Origin of the sequence: Dickeya aquatica (assembly GCF_900095885.1) — a bacterium.
GTDB classification, from domain to species: domain Bacteria; phylum Pseudomonadota; class Gammaproteobacteria; order Enterobacterales; family Enterobacteriaceae; genus Dickeya; species Dickeya aquatica.
The window spans coordinates 3,815,599-3,836,928 of the sequence record NZ_LT615367.1 but is presented as its reverse complement, the minus strand read 5'-3'; the positions used below and the strand labels follow the sequence as shown (position 1 = coordinate 3,836,928).

Genomic DNA, 21,330 nt, shown 5'->3' with positions numbered 1-21,330 from the left:
ATGTTAATAAGTTATATGTTAAAACCCGGACGGGCTCTTTTAGGTCACCGTCTGCGAGCGCGGGGTCTTTCCCCTGTCAATACAGTGGCGTGAAGCGTCGCCATCTGAACAATAAGAGGCAAACCCATGGAGATGTTGTCAGGCGCCGAAATGGTGGTTCGATCGTTGATCGATCAGGGCGTAAAACATGTGTTCGGTTATCCGGGGGGGCGGTGCTGGATATTTATGATGCACTGCACACCGTCGGCGGTATTGAGCATATTTTAGTGCGTCATGAGCAAGGCGCGGTACACATGGCCGATGGCTATGCCAGAGCGACAGGTGAGGTGGGGGTCGTGTTGGTGACATCCGGCCCGGGAGCCACCAATGCGATTACCGGGATTGCGACCGCCTATATGGATTCTATTCCGCTGGTGGTGATTTCCGGCCAGGTGGCGACGTCTCTGATTGGCTATGACGCGTTTCAGGAATGCGACATGGTGGGCATTTCCCGGCCGGTGGTGAAACACAGTTATCTGGTAAAACAAACGGAAGATATCCCCACCGTACTGAAAAAAGCGTTTTACCTTGCTGCCAGTGGGCGACCCGGCCCGGTAGTGGTGGACTTGCCAAAAGATATTCTCAACATCGCCAACAAGCTGCCCTATGCCTATCCCGATCAGGTGAGCCTGCGCTCCTACAACCCGACCGTGCAGGGCCATAAGGGGCAGATTAAACGTGCGTTGCAAACGCTGCTGGCTGCCGAGCGCCCGGTGATTTATAGCGGCGGTGGCGTTATCAATGCCAATTGTCATCAGGAGCTGCGTGCGCTGGCAGAAAAACTGAATCTTCCGGTGACCTGCTCGCTGATGGGGCTGGGGGGATTTCCCGGCACTCATCGTCAGTGCCTTGGCATGCTCGGTATGCACGGCACCTATGAAGCTAACATGACGATGCATAACGCCGATGTTATCTTCGCCGTCGGGGTGCGTTTTGACGACAGAACCACTAATAATCTGACCAAGTACTGCCCGAATGCCACCATTTTGCACATTGATATCGATCCGGCGTCCATTTCCAAAACGGTGGCGGCTGATATCCCCATCGTTGGTGATGCTCGCCAGGTGCTCGGCCTGATGCTGGAATTGCTGGCGCAAGGTGGCAATACACAGCAAAAATTCGATGCTTTGCGTGACTGGTGGCAGCAGATTGATCAATGGCGTACGCGCCAGTGCCTGAAATACAGCACCGAGGGTGATGCCATTAAACCGCAGGCAGTGATTGAAACCCTGCACCGGCTGACAGAGGGGAAGGCGTATGTTGCCTCTGACGTCGGTCAGCATCAGATGTTCGCTGCGCTCTATTATCCCTTTGATGAGCCGCGCCGCTGGGTAAATTCCGGTGGTCTGGGAACCATGGGCTTTGGCTTACCTGCCGCGCTGGGGATTAAGCTGGCGTTGCCGCAAGAAACGGTTATCTGCGTGACCGGTGATGGCAGTATCCAGATGAATATTCAGGAGTTGTCTACGGCGTTGCAGTATGACTTGCCGGTGGTTGTCGTCAGCCTCAACAACCGTTTCCTCGGCATGGTGAAACAGTGGCAGGACATGATCTATTCCGGTCGCCATTCCAGCTCTTATATGGAATCGCTGCCAGATTTTGTCAAGCTGGCAGAGGCTTATGGCCATGTCGGTATCACCATTGATAAGCCAGATGAGCTGGAGTCGAAGCTGAAAGCGGCGCTGGAGCAGAAAAACCGCCTGGTGTTTGTGGATGTACGCGTAGACAGCAGTGAGCATGTCTATCCTATGCAAATCCGTGGCGGAGCAATGGATGAGATGTGGTTAAGCAAAACGGAGAGGACCTGATCATGCGTCGTATTTTGTCAGTATTGCTGGAAAATGAATCAGGTGCTCTGTCGCGCGTGATTGGCCTGTTTTCACAACGCGGTTATAACATTGAAAGCCTGACCGTAGCCCCGACGGATGACCCGACACTTTCACGTATGACGATTCAGACCGTCGGTGATGAAAAAGTGCTGGAACAGATTGAAAAGCAACTGCATAAGCTGGTCGATGTGCTGCGCGTGAGCGAACTTGGGCAAGGCGCGTGTGTTGAACGTGAGCTGATGCTGGTGAAGCTTCAGGCAACCGGCTATGGCCGTGAAGAAGTCAAACGCAGTGCAGAAATCTTCCGCGGGCAGATAGTGGATGTCACTGCGTCGCTGTATACCGTACAACTGGTGGGCACCAGCGAGAAACTGGATGCCTTTCTGAACAGCGTGCGCGACGTGGCCGAGATAATTGAAGTCGCTCGTTCCGGGGTAGTGGGTGTCGCGCGCGGCGAGCGTATCATGCGCTGACGCGAAGCTGAAACAAGGCCAGCCGTTTGGCGATATGCTGATTTTCTTACAGCAAAACGGGCTTCTATGGTGGTAATATCTGGCCCGGCTATGATGCCGGGCTTTTTATTGGCGAGAGAGATAAATAATAAAAGCGGTTGCCCGTCAGTGTTTTCTGCGCTTAGATCGGTATCATATCCACGGTTAATTCATGGTTATCGGTTTATTCTTTACTTTTTATCCGGCTTATTAAGGGGTTGCCAGTGAAACTGGATGAAATTGCGCGTCTTGCTGGGGTTTCGCGTACGACGGCCAGTTACGTCATTAATGGTAAGGCGAAGCAATATCGCGTGAGCGATAAAACCGTCGAGAAAGTTATGGCGGTGGTCAGGGAGCATAATTACCACCCCAATGCCGTTGCTGCTGGTTTGCGTGCCGGGCGCACCCGTTCTATCGGGCTGGTGATTCCTGATTTGGAAAACACCAGTTATACCCGTATTGCCAATTATCTGGAGCGTCAGGCGCGTCAGCGTGGTTATCAGTTGCTGATTGCCTGTTCGGAAGATCAACCCGATAACGAAATGCGTTGTATTGAACACCTGCTACAACGCCAGGTCGATGCCATCATCGTCTCGACGGCTTTGCCACCAGAACATCCGTTCTACCAACGCTGGGCTAATGATCCGTTACCGGTTATCGCACTCGACCGCGCCCTTGATCGCGAGCATTTTACCAGCGTGGTCGGCGCGGACATGGAAGATGCGGAGATGCTGGCACAAGAGCTGCGCAAAATCGATGCTCAGGCGGTGATGTACCTTGGCGCACTGCCGGAGTTATCGGTCAGTTTCTTGCGTGAACAAGGGTTCCGGCGTGCCTGGGAAGGCGATGCGCGTCAGGTCGATTACATTTACGCCAATAGCTATGAGCGCAGTGCCGCTGCTGCCGTGTTCGAAGAGTATTTGAACACGCATCCGATGCCCCAGGCGCTGTTCACCACCTCGTTTCCGTTATTGCAGGGTGTGATGGATGTGACGCTCAAGCAGAGTGGCCGCCTGCCTAATAATCTGGCGATTGCCACCTTTGGCGACAACGAGCTGCTGGATTTTCTGGAGTGCCAGGTGCTGGCGGTGGCGCAGCGCCATCGTGAGGTGGCCGAGCGTGTGCTGGAGCTGGTGCTGGCGAGCCTGGATGAGCCGCGTAAGCCCAAGCCCGGTTTGTACCGTATTCGTCGCAACCTGTACCGGCGTGGTTTTCTCAGTCGACGTTAATCGGCAAGTATTGTGCCCTGTCAGTGAGGCGTTTCTTAACAGATGAATCCGCTCTGGCAGGGTAATGATGGTGTCAATATCACCTGATTCATTCAGCGAGTGATGTGCTTCACACCCGACGGGCTCAAACGTAGCAAGATCGCGGAACCGCGGATAACGTCCATATTTCTGCGTTAATCACCGTGTGGCTTTTGCGCCATATTCCCGAGTTTATTTGATAAGATAATTCTCATTTTTATTCCTTTTCTCTTTTTTTTTCTTCTTTTATATTCCGGTTAATCATTCTGGATTAATGACTGATAATTTGTGAACTTTGGGAAATAGTGACCCGGAACAGGCGGCGGCAATATTCCAAAAAATAACCGTAGGCGACGCCCATGAACATGGAAATAAGCGCGTTGCTGGCAACCGCTTTAATGATTTGTGCGGGTTCTGCACCAATAATCAGTAAGATAGCGGCATACACCGGTGACTGGAAACTGACATAAGCAAACAGGTCGGCCATGTTTTTTCCTCTTTGGCCGTGCATTTTAAATCGCAACGTTATTGCAACAATACGGTCGCGATAAACCCCATAAGGCCAGGCAATGACGATATTAACCGGGATAGATAATAACCGTGAAGAAAGTGACTGCTCAAATGTCATGCCAGATAACAGTATTTCAATGGCCATTCCTGTGAGAAAACAGTAGACCACCATGGCGAAAGTATCGGCGATAATGCCGCGCATTTTGGATGGAGAAGAAATCATCTTCTTTGACCTCATGTTAAAGGACAATGTTTTATTTTTAAGGCTGTTTTTTGGTTTTTGATGTGGCATTTTGGCTTGAAATGTAGTCTACATGACTATCAATGATGTTTTAACTAGTAAAAAAAACTTATTTTTGCCTGTTTTTTGTTCAGCGGCGCAACTTTATGGCTGCAAATCGTCTTTTCTGTGCCATATATCGGGAGGTGAATATTTAATTTCATATAAAACAGTTGATTACATATTTTTTCACCACGAATGGGCTCATGCAGTGCGCATGGCGTGTTTTTTCGCGGGGAATGTTGCGCGCGAGTAAAGTGCAAGTGAATGTGAATGGGGGTGGATATAACACCCAAGATGTCTGGCGGAAGTAACGAAACCGCCGCTTAATATTTCTGTGATAAATAGATAACGTTGTCTGAAGTGGCGCAGAGTGTGTGCTACATCAAAAAAATGTCATTCCGATAAAAATAAATTCGCTCAGTTGCCAAAGAACGTGAGAAATGAACAAAATTTGTCAGGAAAATGTTTAAAAATCAGCCGATAAAAATAGTTCATCCGCAGTGGCAAAATCAAAAAATACGTATCTAACTGTGACAATCAAAATAATATTGCACTGGATAAAAAACTCTATATCTTTATGCACCCTCTGATGAGGCATTAATTTTCCTTAAATAATCACAGCGTTAATACTCATTATTTTGAGGTGGTGATTTTTTGGCGGTTTTTTCATACCACGATCGGGCTGGAAATAATACCCAGGCGCGCCCGTGCTGGCTTGACAAGCTTTTCATCCGCTCCGTAAACTCTCAATAGTGGGGATTTGTGGGATAAAGTGGTAAAAAAGGCCATGAAGGGTTAAATACGGTCATGTTTCGTGGGGCGACGCTGGTCAACCTCGATGGTAAAGGACGGCTCGCCGTTCCTACCCGGTATCGGGATTTACTGAACGAGGAAGCACAAGGCCAAATGGTCTGTACCATTGACCTTCATCAACCCTGCCTGCTGCTTTACCTGCTGCCCGAATGGGAAATTATCGAACAGAAACTTTCTCGCCTGTCGAGTATGAACCCTGCTGAGCGTCGTGTTCAGCGTCTGTTGCTGGGGCATGCCAGTGAATGCCAGATGGATAGCGCTGGCCGGATACTGATTGCATCCACACTACGGCAACATGCGGGTCTTACGAAAGAAGTGATGCTGGTTGGACAGTTCAACAAGTTTGAGCTGTGGGATGAACAGACCTGGTATCGACAAGTCAAGGATGATATTGACGCGGAGCAGTCAACTCAGGAACCTTTATCTGAGCGGCTGCGGGACTTATCACTATAGTCATGGCAGAAACGTTTAAACATACCACCGTGCTGTTGGATGAAGCCGTGAACGGCTTGAATATCCGCAGTAACGGTATCTATATCGATGGCACGTTTGGTCGTGGTGGTCACTCGCGCCTCATTCTGTCTCATCTCGGGCCAGAAGGCCGTTTGCTGGCGATTGATCGTGACCCACAGGCCGTGGCCGTGGCCAGCACCATTAACGATGCTCGCTTCTCCATTATTCACGGGCCATTTTCCGATCTCGCTGACTATGTTTCAGAATACGGACTGACCGGCAAAATCGACGGCATTTTGCTGGATTTAGGCGTTTCTTCACCTCAGCTTGACGACCCGGAACGCGGCTTTTCTTTTATGCGTGACGGGCCATTGGATATGCGCATGGACCCGACTCGCGGGCAGTCGGCCGCTCAATGGTTAATGAGCGCCGCAGAAGAGGACATCGCCTGGGTGCTGAAAACTTTTGGTGAGGAACGGTTTGCCAAACGTATTGCCCGCGCCATTGTGGAGCGCAATCGCGTGGAACCGCTGACTCGCACCAAGGCTTTGGCCGAACTGATTGCTGCTGCCAGCCCGATACGGGAAAAACACAAGCACCCGGCGACGCGTTCGTTTCAGGCTATTCGCATTTATATCAACAGTGAACTCGAAGAAATTGAGCGCGCCTTGAATGGGGCTTTGCAGGTGCTTGCCCCCAATGGCCGCCTGTCGGTTATCAGTTTCCACTCGCTGGAAGACCGGATTGTAAAACGCTTTATCCGTCAGCATAGCCGTGGGCCACAGGTGCCTGCCGGATTACCGCTAACGGAAGAGCAGTTGCGCAGTCAGGGCGGCCAGACGCTGAAAACGATAGGGAAAATGATGCCATCAGAGGCTGAAGTCGCCGATAATCCGCGCGCGCGCAGTTCGGTGCTGCGTTTTGCCCAAAGGCTGCCGTCGTGATCGGTAATGAACGTCATTCGCTTGGTGGGGTGATTGGGGAAGACTTGCTGCGTCACGGCAAGATAGCGGTATTGCTACTGATTGGGGTGCTGGTTTCCGCCATTCTGGTGGTGACAACGGCGCACCGTACGCGCTTGCTGACGGCCGAGCGGGAACGGCTACTGCTGGAGCGCGACGCACTGGATATCGAATGGCGTAACCTGATTTTGGAAGAAAATGCCTTAGGCGATCACAGCCGTGTTGAACAGATCGCCACCGAAAAGCTTCATATGGTGCATGTTGATCCTTCACAGGAAAATATTGTGGTTAAGCAACAATGAGTTAACAGGTATCTGCTAAATTATGAAAGCAGCGCGGCCAGGAAAATTAAAGCGTCAGGAAGAACATGCCAGCTTTGTCAGCTGGCGTTTTGCGTTGCTGTGTGTGGGAATTTTGTTGTGCATGCTCGGCCTGATGTTGCGGGCGGCCTATTTGCAGGTGATAGCCCCCGATAAACTGGTGCGTGAAGGTGACATGCGCTCCCTGCGCGTACAGGAAGTTCCGACCGCGCGCGGCATGATCAGTGACCGTGCTGGCCGGCCGCTGGCGGTAAGCGTACCGGTCAATGCGATATGGGCAGACCCGAAAGATGTTAATGACCACGGCGGCATTTCCCTTGATACGCGCTGGAAAGCGCTGGCGGATGCGCTGGATTTACCCCTTGACCAGATAGCGGCCAAGGTCAATGCCAATCCGAATGGCCGTTTTGTCTATCTCGCCCGTCAGGTTAACCCGGCAATCGGCGATTATATCCATAAGCTGAAATTACCGGGTATCAATCTGCGTCAGGAATCGCGCCGCTACTATCCTTCAGGCCAGGTGACATCGCATCTGATTGGTTTTACCAATATCGACGGGCAGGGAATTGAAGGCATTGAGAAGAGCTTTGACCGCTGGTTAACCGGGCGGCCAGGTGAGCGTACGGTGCGTAAAGACCGCTTTGGCCGTGTGATTGAGGATATCTCCTCGGTAGACAGTCAGGCCGCTCATAATCTGGTGCTTAGCATTGATGAGCGTTTGCAGGCGCTGGTCTACCGTGAGCTGAACAATGCGGTGGCGTTTAACAAGGCGGAGTCTGGCACAGCCGTGTTGGTGGATGTCAACACCGGCGAAGTGCTGGCGATGGCTAACAGCCCGTCTTATAACCCGAACAACCTGAGCGGTACAGCAACGGATGTGATTCGTAACCGGGCGATTACCGACATTTTCGAGCCCGGTTCAACGGTCAAACCGATGGTGGTAATGACGGCACTTCAGCGCAACGTGGTCAAGGAGAATGCGGTACTCAATACGCAGCCGTATTACATCAATGGCCATGAAATCAAAGATGTGGCGCGCTATAGCGAACTGACGCTGGCCGGTGTGCTGCAAAAATCCAGTAACGTTGGCGTATCACATTTGGCGCTGGCGATGCCTGCCTCGGCGTTAGTGGACACTTACTCTCGCTTCGGCCTTGGCAAACCAACCAATCTCGGGCTGGTTGGTGAAAGCCTCGGGCTCTATCCGAATCGTCAGCGCTGGTCAGATATCGAGCGCGCGACCTTCTCATTTGGCTATGGTCTGATGGTGACACCGCTGCAACTGGCCCGGGTTTACGCCACTATCGGCAGCTTTGGCGTGTCTCGCCCGCTGTCGATAACCAAAGTTGACCCGCCCGTCCCTGGTGAACGGGTATTCCCCGAATCGATAGTCCGTACCGTGGTGCACATGATGGAAAGCGTTGCATTGCCCGGCGGCGGCGGGACGAAGGCGGCGGTGAAAGGCTACCGTATTGCGATTAAAACCGGTACGGCGAAGAAAGTCGGCCCGGATGGAAAATACATCAACAAATACATTGCCTATACCGCCGGGGTGGCTCCTGCCAGTAATCCGCGTTTTGCGCTGGTGGTGGTTATCAACGATCCACAGGCGGGCAAATACTATGGCGGTGCAGTATCGGCACCGGTCTTTGGCGCAATTATGGGCGGTGTGCTACGTACCATGAACATCGAGCCTGATGCGCTGGCGAACGGCGATAAAAGTGAATTTGTGACTAACAGAAAAGAGGGTTCAGGTGACAGATCGTAACTTGCGCGATGTCCTGACGCCGTGGGTCAGTGATGCCCCGGAATGTGCGCTGCGGGAAATGACATTAGACAGCCGTGCAGCGGCTGCCGGGGATCTGTTTGTGGCCGTGGTGGGTCATAAAACCGATGGGCGGCACTATATTCCGCAGGCTATCGCACAGGGTGTGGCGGCGATTGTCGCGCAGGCAGATGCCGATACACCAGATGGCACGCGCGTTGAGATGCACGGTGTCCCGGTGATTTATCTTGCCAACCTGAATCAGCGGCTGTCAGCGCTGGCCGGGCGTTTTTATCACCAGCCCTCGTCAGCGTTGCAACTGGTCGGCGTGACGGGGACGAACGGCAAAACCACCACGACCCAGTTATTGGCCCAATGGTGTCAGGCGTTGGGGAAAACCAGCGCGGTCATGGGTACGGTGGGCAATGGTCTGTTAGGGCATGTGGTGCCATCGGAAAACACCACCGGCTCGGCGGTCGATGTACAGCAGAGATTAAGCCAACTGGTGAGCCAGGGGGCGCAATTTGCGGCGATGGAAGTATCTTCACACGGGCTGGTGCAGCATCGTGTTGCCGCACTGTCGTTTGCCGCTGCGGTGTTTACCAACCTGAGCCGCGACCATCTCGATTATCACGGCGACATGGCCAGCTATGAAGCGGCTAAATGGCAACTGTTTGCCGAACATCAGTCAGGGCAGCACATTATTAATGTGGACGACGAGGTTGGACGCCGTTGGTTGTCGCGTCTGCCTGATGCCGTTGCCGTCAGCATAAGCACAGAAAGGCATATCGAGGCCAGCCGCCCGCGCTGGCTTAACGCAACGCAGGTGACGTATCACGACAGCGGTTTTACGGTGCATTTTGATTCCAGTTGGGGGGCCGGGGTTATCAACAGCCGCCTGATGGGCGCTTTTAATGTCAGTAACCTGCTGCTGGCGCTGGCGACGTTGCTGGCGTTGGGCTATCCGCTGGCGCAATTGGTGGAAACGGGCTCCTCGCTTCAGCCAGTGTGCGGGCGCATGGAGGTTTTCGTTGCCGAGAATCGCCCAACGGTGGTGGTGGATTATGCCCATACGCCGGATGCGCTGGAAAAAGCCTTGCAGGCCGCGCGTTTGCATTGTCACGGCACCTTGTGGTGTGTGTTTGGCTGTGGTGGTGACAGGGATAAAGGTAAACGCCCACTGATGGGGGCGGTTGCAGAGCAGCTCGCCGATCGGGTGATCGTTACAGACGATAACCCGCGCAGCGAAGACCCTCACGCAATTGTGACTGATATCCTCAGCGGACTGCTTGATGCCGGGCGCGCTCAGGTGATTGCCGGGCGTGCAGAAGCGGTGACCAGCACAGTGATGCAGGCATCCGCTCAGGATGTGGTGCTGGTCGCCGGGAAAGGGCATGAAGATTATCAACTGATAGGCAACGAGCGGCTGGACTACTCTGACCGTATCACCGTCGCACGCCTGCTGGGGGTAGTGGCATGATCCGTGTGTCGTTACGACAACTTGCCGATATTCTCGCTGCCCGCCTTATCGGGGATGACCTCTCGATTGATGAGATTTCAACCGATACCCGTAAGCTAACCGCGGGTTGTCTGTTCGTGGCATTACGTGGCGAGCAATTTGATGCTCATGATTATGCTGATACTGCCGTTAAAGAAGGGGCGGCGGCATTGCTGGTCAGTAAGCACTTGCCAATTGACGTGCCGCAACTGGTTGTTGAGGATACCCGGCTGGCGCTGGGGGGAATAGGCCGTTGGGTCAGGCAGCACAGCCGTGCGAAAGTCGTGGCTCTGACGGGCTCTTCGGGGAAAACCTCCGTTAAGGAGATGACCGCATCGATTTTGCGCCAGTGTGGCAATGTGCTTTATACCGCCGGGAATTTTAATAACGACATTGGCGTGCCGCTGACGCTGTTTCGCCTGACGCCAGAGCACGACTACGCGGTGATTGAGCTGGGAGCCAACCACATTGGCGAAATCGCGTACACCACCGCGATGGTATGCCCGCAAGCCGCCCTGGTGAATAATCTTGCCGCCGCGCATCTGGAGGGGTTTGGTTCTCTGACGGGTGTTGCACAGGCGAAAGGGGAAATTTTCAGCGGCCTGCCGCAAGACGGTGTGGCGATTGTGAATGCTGACAGTCATGACGAAGCCCGCTGGCAGGCGGCATTACAGGGCAAGACTCACTGGCGTTTTTCACCTCAGCAACGTGACGGCGTAGATTTTTATGTCAGTGAGGTAAATGTCAGCGCCAGGGGAACGGATTTTACCCTGCATACGCCGACCGGGGCGATAGCGGTCACGCTGCCACTGCCGGGGCGGCACAATATTGCCAATGCGCTGGCGGCAGCGGCACTGGCGCAGGCCGCTGGTGCGCCGTTAACGGCGGTAAAAGCCGGTCTGGCGCAGCTCGCTGCCGTACCCGGTCGTTTGTTTCCGATTACGCTTGCTGCCGGGAAACAACTGCTTGATGACAGCTATAACGCCAATGTTGGCTCAATGCAGGCCGCCGTGCAGGTGCTGGCAGAAATGCCGGGATACCGTGTGATGGTGGTTGGCGATATGGCTGAATTGGGCCAGGATGCGCAGGCCTGCCACCGTCAGGTTGGTGAGGCGGCATGTCAGGCAAACATTGACAAGGTACTCAGTGTGGGCGTGTTAAGTGCGCTCATCAGTGAAGCCAGCGGGTCGGGTGAGCATTTCGCGGATAAACCGGCGCTGATAGCACGCTTACGCGCGCTCATGGCGCAGCACGATACCCTGACGATATTAATCAAAGGCTCCCGCAGCGCGGCGATGGAGCAGGTAGTACATGCATTACAGGAGAATGCCACATGTTAGTTTGGCTGGCCGAGCATCTGGTCAAGTATTATTCCGGCTTTAACGTCTTCTCTTACCTGACGTTCCGGGCCATTGTCAGCCTGCTGACGGCATTAATGATTTCGCTATGGATGGGGCCGCATTTGATTGCCTGGCTACAGCGCTTGCAGATAGGCCAGGTGGTACGCAGTGAAGGGCCTGAGTCTCATTTCAGCAAACGTGGTACGCCAACGATGGGCGGGGTGATGATCCTGGCCTCAATCATTGTCTCGGTGTTGTTGTGGGTCAACCTTGCCAACCCCTACGTCTGGTGTGTGCTGTTGGTGTTAATCGGTTATGGCATTGTCGGGTTTGTCGATGATTACCGCAAAGTGGTGCGTAAAGACACCAAAGGGCTGATTGCGCGCTGGAAATATTTCTGGCAGTCAGTGCTGGCGCTGACGGTGGCATTTTCTATGTATGCCATTGGCAAAGGTACGCCGGCAACGCAACTGGTGGTGCCGTTCTTCAAAGATGTGATGCCACAGTTAGGGTTGCTCTACATTTTACTGGCGTATTTTGTCATCGTCGGCACCAGTAACGCAGTGAACCTGACCGATGGCCTCGACGGGCTGGCGATTATGCCGACCGTGTTTGTCGCCGCCGGGTTTGCGCTGGTGGCCTGGGCCACCGGTAACATGAATTTCGCCAGTTATCTGCATATCCCCTACATTCGCCACGCCAGTGAACTGGTGGTGGTGTGTACCGCGATTGTCGGTGCCGGCCTTGGCTTTCTGTGGTTTAACACCTATCCGGCCCAGGTCTTCATGGGGGATGTCGGCTCACTGGCGCTCGGTGGTGCGTTGGGAACGATTGCGGTGCTGCTGCGTCAGGAGTTCCTGCTGGTGATTATGGGTGGCGTTTTTGTGGTGGAAACCCTGTCGGTTATTTTGCAGGTCGGTTCTTTCAAGCTGCGCGGCCAGCGGATTTTCCGTATGGCTCCTATCCACCACCATTATGAACTTAAAGGATGGCCGGAACCCCGGGTGATTGTACGGTTCTGGATTATTTCGCTGATGCTGATGCTCATCGGTCTGGTCACGCTCAAGGTACGGTAAATAAGGTACGGTAAACATGGACTATCAGGGTAGAAAGGTTGTCATTATCGGGTTGGGCCTCACCGGGCTTTCCTGTGTTGATTTTTTCCTGGCGCGAGGCGTTGTGCCGCGCGTGGTAGATACCCGTATCAGTCCACCAGGCCTTGATAAGTTACCTGCCAATGTCGAGCGCCACCTCGGTAGCCTTAATGAGACGTGGGTGCTCTCAGCCGACTTGATTGTGGCAAGCCCGGGTATTGCGCTGGCCACGCCATTGCTCTGTGAGGCGGCGCAAGCGGGGATTGAAATCATTGGCGATATCGAGCTGTTCTGCCGTGAAGCACAGGCCCCGATTGTTGCCATCACCGGTTCTAACGGTAAAAGTACCGTGACCACGCTGGTGGGGGAAATGGCGCGAGCGGCTGGTTGGGCGGTGGGTGTGGGGGGAATAATTGGCGTTCCGGCGCTGGAATTACTCAAGCAGGAATGCCAGTTGTATGTGCTGGAGCTGTCGAGTTTTCAACTGGAAACCACCTACAGCCTGCGTGCGGCAGCGGCCACGATTCTGAATGTAACCGAAGATCATACCAACCGCTATCCGCTGGGGTTACAGCAGTACCGGGCTGCCAAGTTACGCATCTATGAGCAGGCGGGTGTCTGCATTGTGAATGCCGATGATGCGTTAACCATGCCGGTACGCGGTGCGGATGCACGTTGCCTGAGTTTCGGTGTGGATGTCGGCAATTATCACCTCAATCGCCAGCAGGGGGAGACCTGGCTGCGCGTGAACGGTGAGCGGGTACTAAATACCCGTGAGATCAAACTGGTCGGCCAGCATAACTATACCAATGCACTGGCTGCGTTAGCGTTGGCTGATGCCGTTCGCATTCCGCGCGCGTCGGCGCTGACGGCCCTGACCACGTTTACCGGCCTGCCGCACCGTTTTCAACTGGTGCTTGAGCGCCAGGGTGTGCGTTGGGTGAATGACTCGAAAGCCACCAATGTCGGCAGCACCGAAGCCGCACTCAGTGGCCTGCATATCGATGGCACCTTGCACTTATTACTCGGTGGTGATGGTAAATCCGCGGATTTCTCGCCGTTATTGCGCTACCTGCAAGGTGATAGCCTGCGGCTCTACTGCTTCGGGCGTGATGGTGCCCAACTGGCGGCGCTGCGCCCTGACATTGCCGATCAGACAGAAACCATGGCGCAGTCCATGCACCTGATTGCCAGCCGTCTGCATCCCGGTGACATGGTACTGCTCTCGCCAGCCTGTGCCAGCCTGGATCAGTTTCGCAGTTTTGAGCAACGCGGTGATGAGTTCGCCCGTTTGGCGCAGGAGCTGGGATAATGCGCATTATCGGGGCCAGTGTCATTGAGCGTCTGAAACGCTGGGTCATGGGGACGCGTGAAAGCGATACCCTCAGCACCGTGCTGTATGACCGGACGCTATTATGGCTGACCCTGGGATTGGCGGTGATCGGTTTTGTGATGGTGACGTCGGCATCCATGCCGGTCGGGCAACGATTAGCCAGCGATCCCTTTTTATTCGCCAAGCGCGATGCTCTTTATCTCGGTCTGGCATTTGGCTTATCGCTGGTGACGATGAGAGTGCCGATGGAGGTCTGGCAGCGTTATAGCATAGTGCTGCTGCTGGCATCCATCGTGATGCTGCTGGTGGTGCTGGTGGTTGGCAGCTCGGTCAATGGGGCATCACGCTGGATTTCACTTGGCCCGCTGCGTATTCAGCCCGCTGAATTATCAAAGCTTTCGCTGTTTTGCTACCTCTCGAGCTATATGGTGCGCAAAGTCGATGAAGTTCGCAGCAACTTTTGGGGCTTTTGCAAACCGATGGGCGTCATGGTGGTGCTGGCGGTGCTGCTGCTGGCTCAGCCGGATTTAGGAACGGTGGTGGTGCTGTTTATTACCACGCTGGCGATGCTGTTTCTGGCGGGTGCCAAGCTGTGGCAGTTTTTGGCGATTATTGGGTGTGGCGCGTTTGCGGTAGGGCTGCTGATTATTGCCGAACCTTACCGTGTACGTCGTGTCACCTCATTCTGGAACCCGTGGGATGACCCGTTTGGCAGTGGCTATCAGCTCACCCAGTCTTTGATGGCCTTTGGCCGCGGAGAATTGTGGGGGCAGGGGCTGGGAAATTCCATCCAGAAGCTGGAATACCTGCCCGAAGCGCACACTGACTTTATTTTCTCCATTCTGGGAGAGGAGCTGGGCTATATCGGTGTGGTTTTGGCATTGTTAATGATATTCTTCGTCGCTTTTCGGGCGATGTCCATCGGGCGGCGGGCGCTGGAAATCGATCAGCGTTTTTCCGGTTTTCTGGCCTGTTCGATAGGGATTTGGTTTAGTTTTCAGACGCTGGTGAATGTTGGTGCCGCGGCGGGCATGCTGCCCACCAAAGGGTTAACACTGCCGCTCATCAGTTACGGTGGTTCCAGTTTGTTGATTATGTCAACGGCCATCGTGTTGTTGTTGCGTATTGATTATGAAACGCGCCTGGCCAACGCGCAGGCGTTTACGAGGAGTGCCCGATGAGTGGCAAAGGCAAGCGTTTGATGGTGATGGCGGGCGGAACCGGTGGGCATGTGTTCCCCGGTCTTGCTGTTGCGCAACACCTGATGGCGCAGGGCTGGCAGGTGCGCTGGCTTGGTACCGCTGACAGAATGGAAGCCGAACTGGTGCCTAAACACGGCATTGATATCGACTTTATTCGTATTTCCGGCCTGAGAGGCAAAGGGTTGGCGGCGCTGTTGCTCGCCCCGGTGCGTATTTTTCGCGCGGTGAGACAGGCTCGGGCGATAATACAGCGTTATCAGCCGGATGTCGTGCTGGGCATGGGGGGGTATGTGTCTGGCCCCGGCGGTATCGCTGCCTGGTTATGCGGTGTGCCGGTGGTTCTGCATGAGCAAAATGGCATTGCAGGTCTGACTAATCGCTGGCTTTCACGTATTGCCACCCATGTATTACAGGCGTTTCCCGGTGCTTTTCCTGATGCAGAGGTTGTGGGGAATCCGGTACGTACCGATGTGCTGGCGCTCCCCACTCCCGAACAACGGCTGGCCGATCGTCACGGCCCGGTGCGCGTGCTGGTGGTCGGTGGGAGCCAGGGGGCCCGCGTGCTCAATCAAACGCTACCTGGCGTGGCGGCAAAACTGGGTGAGACGGTGACTATCTGGCACCAGACAGGCAAAGGGGCTAAGGCCGAGGTGCAGGCGGCCTATGCTCATAGCGGGCAGGCACAGCATCGTATTAGCGAATTTATTGATGACATGGCCGAGGCTTATGCCTGGGCTGATGTCGTGGTATGCCGCTCTGGCGCGTTGACCGTCAGTGAAGTTGCCGCCGCAGGTTTACCGGCACTGTTTGTTCCCTTCCAGCATAAAGACCGCCAGCAGTATTGGAATGCTTTACCGCTGGAGAAGGCGGGCGCGGCAAAAATTATCGAGCAGGCTGATCTTAGCGTTGAGGCGTTAAGCGCGGTTTTGTCTGGCTGGGATCGCGCCACGCTGTGTGACATGGCACAACGGGCCCGGACAGTAGCGATCCCCGATGCGACGCAGAGGGTGGCCGGGTACGTTATCGCCGCAGCGATAGCAAACCCGCCCCGTTCTGCACAGAATTAATGATATGGCCGGAGAAGTCCGGCGTTGATGTAGGTTGCGATAACAATAGTGAATACTCAAGAACTGGCGAAACTGCGTTCCATCGTGCCCGAGATGCACCGCGTCCGGCACATCCATTTTGTCGGCATCGGCGGCGCGGGTATGGGCGGCATAGCTGAGGTGCTGGCGAATGAAGGCTATGAAATAAGCGGTTCTGATCTGGCACCGAATGCGGTCACGCAGCAACTGAGCGATTTGGGCGCACAAATTTATTTTCATCACCGCCCGGAAAATGTGAATAACGCAAGTGTGGTCGTGGTGTCCAGTGCGATTACAGCCGACAACCCGGAGATTATCGCGGCTCATGAGGCCCGTATTCCAGTGATTCGTCGTGCAGAAATGCTGGCAGAATTGATGCGCTTTCGTCATGGCATTGCAGTTGCGGGCACGCACGGTAAAACCACGACGACGGCAATGGTCACGAGTATCTATGCCGAAGCCGGATTAGACCCGACTTTTGTCAATGGCGGGCTGGTGAAAGCGGCGGGTACACATGCCCGTTTGGGCTCAAGCCGCTTTCTTATCGCTGAAGCTGATGAAAGTGACGCGTCCTTCCTGCATTTGCAGCCGATGGTCGCTATTGTCACCAATATTGAAGCCGACCATATGGACACCTATCAGGGCGATTTTGAGAACCTCAAGCAGACGTTCATCAATTTCCTGCACAACCTGCCTTTTTACGGGCATGCGGTGATGTGCCTTGATGATGCGGTGATCCGTGAGTTGCTGCCGCGTGTCGGCCGCCACATCACAACCTATGGGTTCAGTGACAATGCGGATGTGCGCGTGGCGGATTACCGTCAGGTGGGTGCACAAGGCATGTTTACCCTGGCGCGCCAGGGGAAACCGCTATTGAACGTGACACTGAACGCACCAGGGCGTCATAACGCGTTGAATGCCGCGGCCGCAGTTGCGGTGGCGACGGAAGAGGGCATTGACGACGAAGCGATTTTGCGAGCGCTGGCGCGTTTTCAGGGTACCGGGCGGCGCTTTGACTTTCTGGGTGAGTTTCCGCTGTTGCCGGTGAATGGCAAAAGCGGTACTGCCATGCTGGTGGATGACTACGGGCATCATCCGACCGAGGTTGATGCGACCGTTAAAGCGGCGCGAGCGGGTTGGCCGGATAAACGGCTGGTGATGATTTTCCAGCCGCATCGTTATACCCGTACCCGTGACCTGTACGATGATTTTGCGCATGTTTTATCTCAGGTGGATGTGTTACTGATGCTGGATGTCTACCCGGCCGGTGAAGCGCCAATCCCTGGGGCGGATAGCCGCTCACTGTGTCGTACGATTCGTGGGCGTGGAAAAATAGACCCGATTATGGTGCCTGACGTGGAAGCGTTACCGGAATTGCTGGCGCAGGCATTACAGGGTGACGACCTGATACTGGTACAGGGTGCCGGTAACATCGGTAAACTGGCGCGTCGGCTGGCGGAAAGCCGTCTACAGCCTATAACCAAAGACTGAGCATGGGAAAACGAGCGCGTGATGGCAGTAATAAAGCAAACCGATATTGGCTGTCTTCATCGTCAGCGACCCGATGCACAGCAGGCGGGAGGAGGCCGAACGATGCAGAGCCATAACGCGGGCTTCACGCGCTCAACCCCGAAAGAAGCCGGGGTATCGCCGCGCATGTATTGCGGAATTGGCTGATTAGTATGTCGCAGGCGGCGTTAAATACACACGGGCGTGAGCCGGAAAAAGGCGCACGACGCAGTAATGGTGGTCAACTGGCCGGGATGATTTTCCTGCTGATGGTGTTGGGTACCATCCTGTGGGGCAGTTGGATGGTACTGGGCTGGATGAAAGATGCCAGCCGTCTGCCGCTCTCCAGGCTGGTGGTCACAGGTGAGAGGCACTACACCACCAACGACGATATTCGTCAGGCGATCTTGTCATTGGGCCCGCCAGGAACGTTTATGACACAGGATGTGAATGTCATCCAGCAGCAGATTGAACGCTTGCCCTGGATTAAACAGGCCAGTGTACGCAAGCAATGGCCGGATGAATTAAAGATTCATCTGGTTGAATATATTCCGTTTGCGCGTTGGAATGACCAGTTAATGGTCGATAGTGACGGGAACACGTTCAGTGTGCCAGCCGAGCGGGTCGGTAATAAAAAAATGCCGATGCTGTATGGCCCTGAAGGCAGTGAAGACGACGTGCTTGAGGGATACCGCGAAATCAGCCAGACCCTGGCGGCAGGCAAATTTGTCGTGAAGATGGTGGCGATGACCGCGCGTCACTCATGGCAGGTTGGATTAGAAGATGATGTCCGCCTTAATCTGGGGCGAGATGATCGCAGTCGGCGACTGGCGCGTTTTCTGGAACTGTATGCGTTGTTACAACGGCAGGCTCAGACGGAAAACAAGCGGGTTAATTATGTCGATTTACGCTATGACACCGGCGCTGCGGTAGGGTGGAGCCCGGCATTTATTGATCAGCAAAAAGACATTGATCAGCAAAAGAACGGTAATCAGCAACAGAATCAGGCACAGGCTAAACAGCAATGATCAAGTCGACGGACAGAAAACTGGTAGTTGGGCTGGAAATCGGGACAGCGAAAGTCGCTGCACTGGTTGGTGAGGTTCTGCCAGATGGCATGATCAATATCATCGGCGTGGGCAGTTGCCCATCCCGGGGTATGGATAAAGGTGGTGTTAATGATTTGGAGTCGGTGGTCAAGTGTGTACAGCGCGCCATCGATCAGGCGGAGCTGATGGCAGACTGCCAGATCTCTTCGGTGTATCTGGCATTGTCAGGCAAGCACATCAGTTGCCAAAACGAGATTGGCATGGTGCCTATCTCGGAAGAGGAAGTCACACAGGATGACGTGGAAAGCGTGGTGCATACGGCCAAATCTGTCCGCGTTCGTGACGAACATCGTATCTTGCATGTTATTCCGCAGGAGTACGCGATTGATTATCAGGAAGGGATTAAAAATCCGGTCGGTTTATCCGGCGTTCGAATGCAGGCCAAGGTGCATCTAATCACCTGCCATAATGATATGGCGAAGAATATCGTCAAGGCAGTAGAACGCTGTGGCTTGAAGGTGGATCAACTGATTTTTGCCGGCCTTGCCTCCAGTTATGCGGTGCTGACCGAAGATGAACGGGAGTTAGGTGTCTGTGTGGTGGATATCGGCGGTGGCACCATGGATATGGCGGTGTATACCGGTGGTGCGTTACGCCACACAAAAGTGATTCCGTATGCTGGTAACGTTGTCACCAGCGATATAGCCTACGCGTTTGGCACGCCGCCGACGGATGCAGAAGCCATCAAAGTGCGTTATGGCTGCGCGCTCGGTTCGATTGTCAGCAAGGATGAAACCGTAGAAGTACCGAGTGTAGGCGGAAGACCTCCTCGTAGTCTGCAACGTCAGACACTGGCTGAAGTGATTGAGCCGCGTTATACCGAATTGCTGAACCTGGTCAATGAAGAGCTGTTGCAATTGCAGGAGCAATTGCGTCAGCAGGGCGTTAAGCACCATCTGGCAGCCGGTATCGTACTGACTGGCGGTGCTGCGCAAATTGACGGGCTGGCGGCCTGTGCACAGCGTGTGTTTCATACACAGGTGCGTATTGGTCAGCCGCTGAACATTACAGGCTTAACGGATTATGCGCAGGAACCCTACTATTCAACCGCTGTAGGGTTACTGCATTACGGCAAAGAGTCTCATCTGAGTGGTGAACATGAAGTTGAGAAACGAGCATCGGTCAGCAACTGGTTTAAACGCCTGAATAGCTGGCTGAGAAAAGAATTTTGACGATTATCAAAAGAGATCATGATTACGACTTTTTTGATCTTGAAGTAACACAGGCACAAGACGGAGAGAGATTATGTTTGAACCAATGGAGTTGACCAACGACGCGGTGATTAAAGTCATCGGCGTCGGTGGCGGTGGCGGTAACGCCGTCGAACACATGGTGCGTGAACGCATCGAAGGTGTTGAATTCTTTGCGGTTAACACCGATGCCCAGGCACTGAGGAAAACGGCAGTAGGTCAGACAATCCAGATTGGTAGCGGCATTACCAAAGGGCTGGGCGCGGGAGCGAACCCTGAGGTAGGCCGTAATTCTGCTGAGGAAGACCGTGAAGCGTTGCGTACAGCCCTGGAAGGCGCAGACATGGTATTTATCGCTGCCGGAATGGGCGGTGGTACCGGGACGGGTGCGGCTCCGGTTGTCGCAGAAGTTGCCAAAGAGCTTGGCATACTGACGGTTGCCGTCGTTACTAAACCGTTTAATTTCGAAGGTAAAAAGCGCATGGCGTTTGCCGAACAGGGCATTGCCGAGCTTTCCAAACACGTTGACTCGCTCATTACCATCCCGAATGATAAGCTGCTGAAAGTATTGGGTCGTGGCATCTCTCTGCTGGATGCATTCGGTGCCGCTAACGATGTGCTCAAAGGTGCGGTACAGGGTATTGCTGAACTGATCACTCGCCCAGGCCTGATGAACGTGGACTTCGCTGACGTGCGAACCGTGATGTCTGAAATGGGTTATGCCATGATGGGGTCTGGTGTCGCTCGCGGTGAAGATCGTGCCGAAGAAGCCGCAGAAATGGCGATTTCCAGCCCGTTACTTGAAGACATCGACCTGTCCGGTGCCCGTGGTGTGCTGGTTAACATTACTGCGGGTTTTGACTTGCGTCTGGATGAATTTGAGACGGTGGGGAATACCATTCGAGCCTTTGCATCCGATAATGCAACCGTGGTAATTGGTACGTCGCTCGACCCGGATATGAATGACGAGCTGCGTGTCACGGTGGTTGCAACCGGTATAGGTATGGATAAACGTCCCGAAATTACGCTGGTGACGAACAAGCAGACCAGCAGTCAGCCCGTGATGGATCACCGCTATCAGCAACATGGCATGGCACCATTGCCGCAGGAAAAACCTGCTGCTAAAGTCGTCAATGATCAGAGCGTGCAGCCCAATAAAGAGCCGGATTATCTTGATATTCCCGCTTTCCTGCGCAAGCAGGCCGACTAAGGTCGGTTGGCATCTCCGCTCTTTGTGCTAAACTGTGCCGCCGGTCTT

At 54.1% G+C, this 21,330-nt stretch carries 18 protein-coding genes and 1 pseudogene; 18 read left to right on the top strand and 1 reads right to left on the bottom strand.

Annotated features, from left to right (window positions below):
* Nucleotides 1-126: 126 nt before the first annotated feature.
* The 3 genes and pseudogenes from ilvI (at nt 127) to cra (ending at nt 3,588) form a co-directional block, all read left to right on the top strand.
* A pseudogene (gene ilvI, locus DAQ1742_RS17395) lies at nt 127-1,847 on the top strand (acetolactate synthase 3 large subunit).
* Nucleotides 1,848-1,849: 2 nt separating this feature from the next.
* Entirely contained in the window at nt 1,850-2,341 is a 492-nt protein-coding gene (gene ilvN, locus DAQ1742_RS17390) for an acetolactate synthase small subunit (RefSeq protein WP_035344236.1), read from the top strand.
* Between the two features lie 242 nt (nt 2,342-2,583).
* A complete protein-coding gene (cra, locus tag DAQ1742_RS17385) occupies nt 2,584-3,588 on the top strand; it encodes a catabolite repressor/activator (protein ID WP_035344233.1) in 1,005 nt (334 codons plus the stop codon).
* Between the two features lie 289 nt (nt 3,589-3,877).
* Here cra and DAQ1742_RS17380 read toward each other — a convergent pair whose 3' ends face one another.
* The gene (locus DAQ1742_RS17380) at nt 3,878-4,339 is read right to left on the bottom strand and encodes an L-alanine exporter AlaE (RefSeq protein WP_035344231.1); all 462 of its coding nucleotides are present in this window, start codon (nt 4,337-4,339) and stop codon (nt 3,878-3,880) included.
* An 867-nt stretch (nt 4,340-5,206) separates the two neighbouring features.
* Between DAQ1742_RS17380 and mraZ the strand changes: the two genes are divergently transcribed.
* The 15 genes from mraZ to ftsZ all read left to right on the top strand — a co-directional run bounded on the left by mraZ (nt 5,207) and on the right by ftsZ (nt 21,282).
* A complete protein-coding gene (gene mraZ, locus DAQ1742_RS17375) occupies nt 5,207-5,665 on the top strand; it encodes a division/cell wall cluster transcriptional repressor MraZ (RefSeq protein ID WP_035344229.1) in 459 nt (152 codons plus the stop codon).
* Nucleotides 5,666-5,667: 2 nt separating this feature from the next.
* On the top strand, nt 5,668-6,609 hold the full coding sequence (gene rsmH / locus DAQ1742_RS17370) for a 16S rRNA (cytosine(1402)-N(4))-methyltransferase RsmH (protein WP_035344227.1): 942 nt from the start codon (nt 5,668-5,670) through the stop codon (nt 6,607-6,609).
* On the top strand, nt 6,606-6,929 hold the full coding sequence (gene ftsL / locus DAQ1742_RS17365; protein WP_035344226.1) for a cell division protein FtsL: 324 nt from the start codon (nt 6,606-6,608) through the stop codon (nt 6,927-6,929). The genes rsmH and ftsL overlap by 4 nt, the downstream gene beginning before the upstream one ends.
* A gap of 22 nt (nt 6,930-6,951) precedes the next feature.
* A complete protein-coding gene (locus DAQ1742_RS17360; protein ID WP_035344224.1) occupies nt 6,952-8,715 on the top strand; it encodes a peptidoglycan glycosyltransferase FtsI in 1,764 nt (587 codons plus the stop codon).
* Entirely contained in the window at nt 8,702-10,192 is a 1,491-nt protein-coding gene (murE, locus tag DAQ1742_RS17355; RefSeq protein WP_035344222.1) for a UDP-N-acetylmuramoyl-L-alanyl-D-glutamate--2,6-diaminopimelate ligase, read from the top strand. The genes DAQ1742_RS17360 and murE overlap by 14 nt, the downstream gene beginning before the upstream one ends.
* Nucleotides 10,189-11,550 carry a UDP-N-acetylmuramoyl-tripeptide--D-alanyl-D-alanine ligase gene (murF, locus tag DAQ1742_RS17350; RefSeq protein ID WP_035344220.1) on the top strand — a complete coding sequence of 454 codons (1,362 nt, stop codon included), beginning with the start codon at nt 10,189-10,191 and terminating at the stop codon, nt 11,548-11,550. Before murE ends, murF begins: the two co-directional genes overlap by 4 nt.
* Nucleotides 11,544-12,626: a phospho-N-acetylmuramoyl-pentapeptide-transferase gene (mraY, locus tag DAQ1742_RS17345; protein WP_035344218.1), complete on the top strand. Its 1,083-nt coding sequence runs from the start codon at nt 11,544-11,546 to the stop codon at nt 12,624-12,626. The genes murF and mraY overlap by 7 nt, the downstream gene beginning before the upstream one ends.
* Before the next feature lie 16 nt (nt 12,627-12,642).
* Complete coding sequence (gene murD, locus DAQ1742_RS17340) at nt 12,643-13,956, top strand: UDP-N-acetylmuramoyl-L-alanine--D-glutamate ligase (protein ID WP_180706182.1); 1,314 nt, start codon at nt 12,643-12,645, stop codon at nt 13,954-13,956.
* Nucleotides 13,956-15,158, top strand: a complete 1,203-nt coding sequence (gene ftsW / locus DAQ1742_RS17335; protein WP_035344214.1) for a cell division protein FtsW — start codon at nt 13,956-13,958, stop codon at nt 15,156-15,158. The genes murD and ftsW overlap by 1 nt, the downstream gene beginning before the upstream one ends.
* Nucleotides 15,155-16,246, top strand: coding sequence for an undecaprenyldiphospho-muramoylpentapeptide beta-N-acetylglucosaminyltransferase (gene murG / locus DAQ1742_RS17330; RefSeq protein ID WP_035344212.1), 1,092 nt, complete (start codon nt 15,155-15,157; stop codon nt 16,244-16,246). Before ftsW ends, murG begins: the two co-directional genes overlap by 4 nt.
* Before the next feature lie 48 nt (nt 16,247-16,294).
* Nucleotides 16,295-17,755: a UDP-N-acetylmuramate--L-alanine ligase gene (murC, locus tag DAQ1742_RS17325; RefSeq protein WP_035344210.1), complete on the top strand. Its 1,461-nt coding sequence runs from the start codon at nt 16,295-16,297 to the stop codon at nt 17,753-17,755.
* 21 nt (nt 17,756-17,776) lie between these two features.
* Nucleotides 17,777-17,941, top strand: coding sequence for a hypothetical protein (locus DAQ1742_RS17320; RefSeq protein WP_158513822.1), 165 nt, complete (start codon nt 17,777-17,779; stop codon nt 17,939-17,941).
* 5 nt (nt 17,942-17,946) lie between these two features.
* A complete protein-coding gene (gene ftsQ / locus DAQ1742_RS17315; RefSeq protein ID WP_035344208.1) occupies nt 17,947-18,801 on the top strand; it encodes a cell division protein FtsQ in 855 nt (284 codons plus the stop codon).
* On the top strand, nt 18,798-20,054 hold the full coding sequence (gene ftsA / locus DAQ1742_RS17310) for a cell division protein FtsA (RefSeq protein ID WP_035344206.1): 1,257 nt from the start codon (nt 18,798-18,800) through the stop codon (nt 20,052-20,054). The genes ftsQ and ftsA overlap by 4 nt, the downstream gene beginning before the upstream one ends.
* 73 nt (nt 20,055-20,127) lie before the next feature.
* Nucleotides 20,128-21,282, top strand: a complete 1,155-nt coding sequence (gene ftsZ, locus DAQ1742_RS17305) for a cell division protein FtsZ (RefSeq protein WP_035344203.1) — start codon at nt 20,128-20,130, stop codon at nt 21,280-21,282.
* Nucleotides 21,283-21,330: the final 48 nt, after the last annotated feature.

Coding starts and splice junctions, on each gene's coding strand:
- ilvN (WP_035344236.1), top strand. CDS start 1,850: ATGCGTCGTATTTTGTCAGTATTGCTGGAAAATGAATCAGGTGCTCTG.
- DAQ1742_RS17380 (WP_035344231.1), bottom strand. CDS start 4,339: ATGATTTCTTCTCCATCCAAAATGCGCGGCATTATCGCCGATACTTTC.
- mraZ (WP_035344229.1), top strand. CDS start 5,207: ATGTTTCGTGGGGCGACGCTGGTCAACCTCGATGGTAAAGGACGGCTC.
- rsmH (WP_035344227.1), top strand. CDS start 5,668: ATGGCAGAAACGTTTAAACATACCACCGTGCTGTTGGATGAAGCCGTG.
- DAQ1742_RS17360 (WP_035344224.1), top strand. CDS start 6,952: ATGAAAGCAGCGCGGCCAGGAAAATTAAAGCGTCAGGAAGAACATGCC.
- murF (WP_035344220.1), top strand. CDS start 10,189: ATGATCCGTGTGTCGTTACGACAACTTGCCGATATTCTCGCTGCCCGC.
- mraY (WP_035344218.1), top strand. CDS start 11,544: ATGTTAGTTTGGCTGGCCGAGCATCTGGTCAAGTATTATTCCGGCTTT.
- murD (WP_180706182.1), top strand. CDS start 12,643: ATGGACTATCAGGGTAGAAAGGTTGTCATTATCGGGTTGGGCCTCACC.
- ftsW (WP_035344214.1), top strand. CDS start 13,956: ATGCGCATTATCGGGGCCAGTGTCATTGAGCGTCTGAAACGCTGGGTC.
- murG (WP_035344212.1), top strand. CDS start 15,155: ATGAGTGGCAAAGGCAAGCGTTTGATGGTGATGGCGGGCGGAACCGGT.
- DAQ1742_RS17320 (WP_158513822.1), top strand. CDS start 17,777: ATGGCAGTAATAAAGCAAACCGATATTGGCTGTCTTCATCGTCAGCGA.
- ftsQ (WP_035344208.1), top strand. CDS start 17,947: ATGTCGCAGGCGGCGTTAAATACACACGGGCGTGAGCCGGAAAAAGGC.
- ftsA (WP_035344206.1), top strand. CDS start 18,798: ATGATCAAGTCGACGGACAGAAAACTGGTAGTTGGGCTGGAAATCGGG.
- ftsZ (WP_035344203.1), top strand. CDS start 20,128: ATGTTTGAACCAATGGAGTTGACCAACGACGCGGTGATTAAAGTCATC.